The following is a 1,118-nucleotide window of genomic DNA, read 5'->3' as shown; positions in this document are numbered from 1 at the left end:
ATGGCAAAGGAAAAGTTTGAGCGTACAAAACCGCACGTCAACATCGGCACGATTGGCCACGTTGACCACGGCAAGACCACGCTGACCGCAGCAATCACCAAGTATTTCGGTGACTTCAAAGCGTATGACCAGATCGACGGTGCGCCGGAAGAGAAAGCGCGCGGCATCACCATCTCGACCGCCCACGTGGAATACGAGACCGACAACCGCCACTATGCGCATGTCGACTGCCCCGGCCACGCCGACTACGTCAAGAACATGATCACCGGTGCGGCGCAGATGGACGGCGCGATCCTGGTTGTGAACGCCGCTGACGGCCCGATGCCGCAGACGCGCGAGCACATCCTGCTGGGCCGCCAGGTTGGCATCCCGAAGATGGTCGTGTTCCTGAACAAAGTTGACCAGGTTGACGACGAAGAGCTGCTGGAACTGGTTGAGATGGAAGTTCGCGAACTGCTGTCCAGCTACGACTACCCCGGCGACGATATCCCGATCATCGCAGGTTCGGCTCTGGCGGCGATGGAAGGCAACAACCCGGAAATCGGCGAGAACAAGATCCGCGAGCTGATGGCGGCTGTTGATGAGTATATCGACACCCCCGAGCGTGCGGTTGACCAGCCGTTCCTGATGCCGATCGAAGACGTGTTCTCGATCTCGGGTCGTGGTACCGTTGTGACCGGTCGTGTTGAGCGTGGCGTGATCAACGTTGGTGACGAGATTGAAATCGTCGGCATCCGCGACACCACCAAGACCACCTGCACCGGCGTTGAAATGTTCCGCAAGCTGCTGGACCGCGGTGAAGCGGGCGACAACATCGGCGCGCTGCTGCGTGGTGTTGACCGTGACGGCGTTGAGCGTGGCCAGGTTCTGTGCAAGCCGGGTTCGGTGACCCCGCACACCAAGTTCGAAGCCGAAGCCTATATCCTGACCAAGGAAGAAGGCGGTCGTCACACCCCGTTCTTCGCGAACTACCGTCCGCAGTTCTACTTCCGGACCACGGACGTGACCGGCACCGTGACCCTGGCCGAAGGCACCGAGATGGTCATGCCCGGCGACAACGTGTCGTTCGGCGTTGAGCTGATCGCGCCGATCGCGATGGAAAACGGCCTGCGTTTCGC

At 60.5% G+C, this 1,118-nt stretch carries 1 protein-coding gene; it reads left to right on the top strand.

The features are described 5' to 3' along the window. On the top strand, positions 1 to 1,118 hold a 1,118-nt coding region (tuf, locus tag GOW56_RS21660), incomplete at both ends, for an elongation factor Tu (protein WP_171207162.1).

Origin of the sequence: Ruegeria sp. HKCCA0235A, from assembly GCF_013033235.1 — a bacterium.
Taxonomy (GTDB): domain Bacteria; phylum Pseudomonadota; class Alphaproteobacteria; order Rhodobacterales; family Rhodobacteraceae; genus Ruegeria.
This window is presented reverse-complemented; position numbering and strand designations above follow the sequence as displayed.